The organism is Gemmatimonas sp. (genome assembly GCF_044345575.1).
Classification (GTDB): domain Bacteria; phylum Gemmatimonadota; class Gemmatimonadetes; order Gemmatimonadales; family Gemmatimonadaceae; genus Gemmatimonas.
This window is the reverse complement of the sequence record NZ_JBIJAW010000182.1, coordinates 1-6,646: the sequence shown is the minus strand read 5'-3', so window position 1 is coordinate 6,646 and position 6,646 is coordinate 1. Positions and strand designations below refer to the sequence as shown.

The window sequence follows — 6,646 nt, the reverse complement described above, 5'->3', positions numbered from 1 at the left end:
TCGCGGGCGGCTCCTCCCCACCCCGGTCCGTGCGCGGGTCCGCGCACCCACGACGAAGGGTAGGAACGCAGGATGTCGCGGGCAATGGCGCGATGGATCGAACTTTCGATGCAGACCCATCGGTTTTCCCGATCTATCGCCGTTACTTCGGCCACCCCGTCATGGGGACGCCCGTGATGCGCAGGGCGTTCTGGTAGTACACCTTCTTGAGCACCACGTCGGGCAGGTCGATGCCGTACAGCTTCCAGAAGGCGTGGTAGTCGCGGTAGTAGTCGAAGTAGTCGTCGCGCGTTTCGAGCACGCGCCAGTAGTACGGATACTCCTCGGGCTGATAGCTGTCCTTGCCGAAGAGAATACGGTCCTGGTACTTCACGAAGAAGTCGTGCGCCGCGCGCGGCTGACGACCGATGTCGTAGAGCACCGCGCCCATTTCGCCGAGCACATTCGGCATCTCGTCGAACATCTTGCCGAGACGACCAAGATCGTTGGCGTGCCAGCCCAGGTGCGCCGCCACGAAGGTGGTCTGCGGGTTGGCCTTGAACAGGCTGTCACGCTCCGCCATGAGCTGTTCGAAGCTCGGAAAGCGATCCTGCGGATACCGCCGCTCGGGGAAGAGCGACTGCTCGAGCCACCGCTCGTTGGTGTAGTCGACCGGGCGGAAGAATTCCTGCGGGTCGGCCGTGTGGATGAACACCGGGAGCTTGAGACGTGCGGCGGCAGCCCACACCGGCTTGAGCTCGGGGTCATTCAGCTTGAGGCGCGAACCGTCGGCCTTCTTGGTGGAGAGGCCGAAGCCCTTGCCCACTTCGCCGATGCCCACGGCACCGGCCTTCTTGTCCGCTTCCATCTGCGCTACGGCCTTGTCGGCCCACCCCGGAGTGCCGATACCGCCGAAGTTGATGCCGGTGAGGAAGCGAACGCGATCCTTCATCGTCTTCGACTGATTCACCAGCGCGATGCCTTGCGTGAGGCGGTCGCCGGATACGTTGCCCGCCACCAGCATGAGCCGCACGTTGATCGAATCGAGCTGTACGCCGAACCTCTCGAGCGCCTCCACACTACCGATCTGCGGACCGCCGGGGTGGCCGTGAAAATCCACGACCGGAAACTTGGCCTTCATGCGCATCGTCGCCGGTACCTTGAGCGTGCTCTTCGGTCGGTAATCCACGATGCTTGGCACCTGCCCCTCGGGGGCGAGGCACGAGCGGGGACGCACCTCCGTGGTGCCCGGTGGGCAGGACTCGCCCGGCTTGATCTGGGTGCCACCACGAAAACCCTGCGCCATGACGGTGCAGGGAAGAACGAGCGCGAGAACCGGGAAGAACGAACGGGAGACGCGACGCACGGGTACTCCGGGAATTCGGTCGGGGTTGAACGACAAGGGGACCGCCTCCTGAATCTACGCGGAGGCGGTCCCCTTGGTTCGGTCTCGGACTGGCCGAGCGGTGAGGCTTACTTCTTGGTGCTATCCGGCGGCAGCAGCAGCTGTTGCGCGGCCGTGTCGGCGCCCGGTGCGATGGGCAGCGTGGGCTGACGGTCGAACCCGAAGATCTGCGCGCGGCGCATGGCCGTCGCCACCTGCCTCGACTGGTCGTACACCGTGCGCGACTCGGCGATCTTGCCGTTCTGCGCCAGCGCTTCAGCCAGCGTAACCCCGCTGATCACGTAGAGGTCGGGAATACCCACCGAGGCATCGTCCACCCAGCCGTTACGAGCGGCCAACGACTTGGTGGCCGTGAATACGTTGGTCCACAACTCGTAGGAGCGCTTTACGTCCATGGCGCCCTCGCCCTGAATGAGGACAACGTCGGGGCCGGGCAGCACCGGCTGGGGCAGCAGCTTTTTCGCGAGCCCCTGCGTGACCACGTAACGCTCGAGGCCGAGCTCATACGGATAGCCACCGGCCGTACGGCTGAAGAAGATGCCGCGATCAGGGAAGGCGTCGCGAATCATGAAGTACACCATCTGGTCGGCCTTCATGATCTGCGGCAGACGGGGCTGGGCAATGATCTCGCCCTTCTGGAAGGCCGCGTTCTCCGGCGTGGCGATGGCCAGCGGCAGCGCATCGGCTTCGTCGAAGGTCATCTTCACCGGCGGTCCGCTCGGCTGCTTCTTGCCCATGCCCTTGTAGATGGCCGGACCCTTCTCTTCGTCGTACGCATACGATTCGCGGCGCAGCAACTGGCGTACGTACCAGTCGGTGTTGAGCAGCGACGTGTTGGCGACGATGACGTCCTTGCGGATGCCCTCCACTTCCTGCGCGTACCAGAGCGGGAAGGTGTCGTTGTCGCCGACGGTGATGAGAATACCGTACGGCTCCACCGAGTTGAGCAGGTCGCGCGCGAAGTCGGTGGTGTCGGTCTGGCCGCTGCGTGAAGCCTGCGTCCAGTTGCCGAAGAGCGGGATGAACGCGATGGCGAGGAGCGGCGACGCCATGAGGAAGCTGCGCGTGCGCGGCTCGCTCACCGTCTGCTTGCCCAGCTTCACCTCGTCGGCGCCGAACAGCGTGGCGACCGTCTCCCAGAGGTAGAACAACCCGAGCGCCGCCCACACGCTGAGCGCCGAGAAGCTCCACAGGTAGAAGTAGTCGCGGTCACGGACCTCGCGCGGGACACTATCGCCCAGTTCGAGGTCCTGCGAATGGCCATACTTGAAGTTGAGGTAGAAAATCAGCCCCAACGTCATCGTGAACACGAGCGGTCCGAAGAACCAGAAGCTGCGTCGGTCCTTCTGGAAGTGCATCCATCCGCCAAGGATGATGAGGATGAAGTAGAACACGGCGAGGCCATTCTGCAGCCCCGGGTTCTCGGTGTAGGCGTCGCGCAGCCACTGCCACTTGAAGTACAGCCAGTACATCCCCAACTGTGCGCTGAACGGCGCCTGGCGCTCACCGAGCTCCGGCTTGCCGTACTGGCCGCGGTTGAAGTTGTACATGAAGCGCTCGTACGTGAGCGCACTGAACGTGCAGTCGGCCTTGATCTCCGTGACGCACCCCGTGGGCTCGCCTTCGTTGATCGCGGGGAAGTGCGCGGCGCGGATCGGCTGCGTGGCGAACGGCGTGAGGCCGAATACCAGTGCCGCGGCGCAAGCGACCAGCAGCTTCCAGCGCAGCAGCGTCTGCGGACGGCGGATGAGGACGGCTACGCCCACGGCAGGAGCGGCGAGCATACCGGCCATGTGGTTGGTGTAGCCAAGGCCGAGCAGGTACGCGATGAGCACGAGAATGCGGTCGGCACCGCGGGTTTCCGGATCGTCACACCAGCGCACGGTGAGCCAGCAGATCACGGCGAGGCCCACGAGCGACACGGTGTACACCTTCTCGTTCACCACCGACTGGTTCCACACCGTGAACGCCGTGGCGCCGATGAGTACCGCGAGCGAGCCGCCCACGATGCGCTGCCAGCGCCGCGGCATCCACTGCACGAGCACGCGCTCGGTGACGAGGAACCAGAACATCGCGCTCGCCGCACTCGACAGGGCGGCCAGCACATTGATGCGCATGGCCACCGTGGGAGCGATGGGCAGGATGCTGAACACGCGCCCAATGAGCACGAAGAACGGGTTACCCGGCGGATGCGGGAGCCCGAGGACATAGGCGGCCGCGATGTACTCGCTGGTGTCCCACATCGACGTGGTGGGGGCGAGCGTGACGATATACAGCAGGAACGTCACGAGCCCCGCGATCGCGGCGGCGAGATAGGACGGTCGGTAATCGAGTTCGGCGGCCTCGGCGCGCGTGGCGCCGTAACTGGCAGAGGTCGCGGATGCGGACGCAGCGACGGTCATGGACTGAGAGGAGGGTGTACAGCCGACGCCCGGATGGGCCGTCGGAATTCCAGCGACAGAAACCCGGCGCTCCGGATTTCCGGTAACCACCAAAGTTCGCCCCGTGATGGGAGGGGCACAACCCGCTCGGGAGGTTCCGGTCGGGAAAGCCCGCCGTCAGACAACGGGCACCCTTTGGTGTAGCTTTGCAGCTACGGGCGGGCAGGCGATTCCCGATCGGGCACCCGCCAACCCGTCCACCCTCCGTTCCGTCACATCCGTCCGGCCCGGGCATGCACAAGCGCGACTTCCTACGTACCCTCGGCGGCGCCGCGATCGGCTTCGCGCTGTCCCCCGCCGAGCGGCAGCTGCTGGCCGCTACACCGCCCGCCGACCTGGCGAGCCGGGAAGACTTTTGGAGCGAACTCCGCGCCCGGTACGTCGTGCCCACCGAGTTCATCCATCTCGAGCATGGCTACTACTCCATGCAGTCGCAGCCGGTGCTCGAGCGTTACCTCCAGCACATCCGCGAGGTGAACGCGGTGAGCTCGCGGTACATGCGCACGGTGCAATACCCCAACAAGGAACGGGTGCAGGGGAAGCTGGCCGCGCTCGCCGGCTGCAGTCCGCGCGAACTCATCATTACCCGCAACACGACTGAATCGCTGGATACCGTCATCAGCGGCTTCGATTGGAAGCCGGGTGACGAGGCGGTGATGGGTGTGCACGACTACGGGGCGATGCTCGACCAGTTTTCGCTCATGGCGCGTCGCTGGGGCATCGCGAACACGCGCGTGACCGTGCCGCTCGATCCCGCGAGTGACGACGAGGTGGTGCAGGTGTACGCCAACGCCATCACACCGCGCACGAAGCTGCTGATGGTGTGCCACATGATCAACATCACGGGGCACGTGCTCCCCGTGCGGAAGATCTGCGACATGGCCCATGCGCGTGGCGTCCCGGTCACGGTGGATGGCGCGCATGCGTTCGCGCAGCTCGACTTCCGCATCCCCGATCTCGATTGCGACTTCTACGGCGCGTCGCTGCACAAGTGGCTGGGCACCCCGCTCGGCGCCGGCATTCTGTACGTGAAGCCGAGTGCGGTGGAGAAGCTGTGGCCGCTCTACGGTGACGAGGGGTACGCGGCCACGGATATCCGCAAGCTCAATCACACCGGCACGCATCCGGTGGCCACCGATCTGGCCATCGAAGACGCCATCGCCTTCCACGAGACGATCGGTATTCAGCGCAAGGAAGAGCGACTGCGCTGGCTGCAGCAGTATTGGACCACGAAGGTGCGTGGCGTACCACGGATCAAGGTGTTCACGCCCCGCGACCCTGCCCGCACCGGCGCCATTGCCAATGTGGGTATCGAGGGGATGAAGCCTGGCGATCTTGCCACCGCCCTCATGGAGAAGTACCGCATCTTCACGGTGGCCATCAACACGGCCGGTGTGACGGGGGTACGGGTTACACCGCAGCTCTTCACCACCACGCAGGAACTGGATGCGCTGGTGCGGGCCCTGACCGAACTCGCGAAGGCGTAACATAGAAGCGAGAATCCAGTGTCCTCGAGGTGGGAAGCGAGTCTGTCCTTCTCGCTTTTCACCTCTGGACCGCGGTCGTCTCGCTTCTATCCGGGCTCACTTCTCGCTCTCGTCCTTCGACGCTCGTGCGGACCTCTCAGGTCTTGCGGCTCAGTGTCTGAACAGCCGCTCGCCCGTGAAGACCATCGCGATCCCGTGCTCGTTCGCCGCCGCGATCACTTCCTCGTCGCGGACCGAGCCTCCGGGCTGCACGATCGCGGTCACGCCCGCGGCAGCGGCCTGATCGATCCCGTCGCGGAAGGGGAAGAACGCGTCGCTGCCGAGCGATGCGCCCTTGGTGTCGTGTCCGAGGGTGGTGGCCTTGTGCACCGCCACGAAGCTCGCGTCGACACGACTCATCTGCCCGGCACCAATGCCGATCGTGGCGCCGTTGCGCGCGAGCACGATGGCGTTGCTCTTCACGCTCGCTACGCTCTTCCACGCAAACAGCAGGTCCCGCTGTTCGTCGGCGGTGGGCTGACGTGACGTCACCACGTTCCACTGCTGCGGATCGGTGGGCGCGGGGGCGCGATCCTGTACGAGTAGGCCGCCGCGCACGCGCTTGAGGTCCATGGTGTGCGCTGGCCAGCTGGCCGTGCCTTCCAGCACGCGCAGGTTCTTCTTGCGCCCGAGGATTTCCACCGCTTCGTCGGCGAACTGCGGCGCCACGATGCACTCCACGAAGAGGCTGCTGATCGCGTCTGCCGCCGCGGCATCCACCGGTACGGAGAACGCGATCACACTGCCGAACGCGCTCACCGGATCGCAGGCCAGCGCCTTCTTGTAGGCGTCGAGCGCATCGGTGCCCGTCGCGAGGCCGCAGGGCGTGGTGTGCTTGATGATCGCGCAGGCGGCCTGCGCCCCGAACGGTTCGATGGCGAGCAACGCGCCTTCGAGGTCGAGCAGGTTGTTGAATGACAGCTCCTTGCCGCCCTTCTGCACGAGTGCGCCGAGACCCACGCCCGGCTTCTCCACGTAGAACGCCGCCCGCTGCTGCGGATTCTCGCCGTAGCGCAGGCTCTGCTGCTTCTCGAACGCGAGCGGATAGCGATCGGGGAAAGGCTCCCCACGCTGTTGCGCGAACCACTGCGCAATCGCCGCGTCGTACGCGCTCGTGTGCGCGTACACCTTCTCGGCGAGCAGGCGGCGCAGCGCCGCGTCGTCCGTACCCGCGTCCACGTGTGCCAGCACCCGGGCGTAGTCGCTCGGGTCCACGATGACCCACACGCTCTCGAAGTTCTTGGCCGCCGAGCGCAGCATGCTGGGACCGCCGATGTCGATGTTCTCGATCACCT

4 protein-coding genes are annotated in these 6,646 nt (G+C 65.3%); 1 reads left to right on the top strand and 3 read right to left on the bottom strand.

Annotation, left to right across the window (positions count from 1 at the left end):
- Positions 1-142 precede the first annotated feature (142 nt).
- Positions 143-1,345 carry an amidohydrolase family protein gene (locus tag ACIQ6O_RS11050; RefSeq protein ID WP_396207847.1) on the bottom strand — a complete coding sequence of 401 codons (1,203 nt, stop codon included), beginning with the start codon at positions 1,343-1,345 and terminating at the stop codon, positions 143-145.
- 107 nt (positions 1,346-1,452) lie between these two features.
- Positions 1,453-3,786, bottom strand: a complete 2,334-nt coding sequence (locus ACIQ6O_RS11045; RefSeq protein ID WP_396207846.1) for a DUF2723 domain-containing protein — start codon at positions 3,784-3,786, stop codon at positions 1,453-1,455.
- 272 nt (positions 3,787-4,058) lie between these two features.
- Between ACIQ6O_RS11045 and ACIQ6O_RS11040 the strand changes: the two genes are divergently transcribed.
- Positions 4,059-5,312, top strand: coding sequence for an aminotransferase class V-fold PLP-dependent enzyme (locus ACIQ6O_RS11040; protein ID WP_396207845.1), 1,254 nt, complete (start codon positions 4,059-4,061; stop codon positions 5,310-5,312).
- Positions 5,313-5,462: 150 nt separating this feature from the next.
- On the opposite strand, the gene purH is transcribed toward ACIQ6O_RS11040, so the two are convergent.
- The coding region (gene purH, locus ACIQ6O_RS11035; RefSeq protein WP_396207844.1) for a bifunctional phosphoribosylaminoimidazolecarboxamide formyltransferase/IMP cyclohydrolase at positions 5,463-6,646 on the bottom strand (1,184 nt) is incomplete at its 5' end.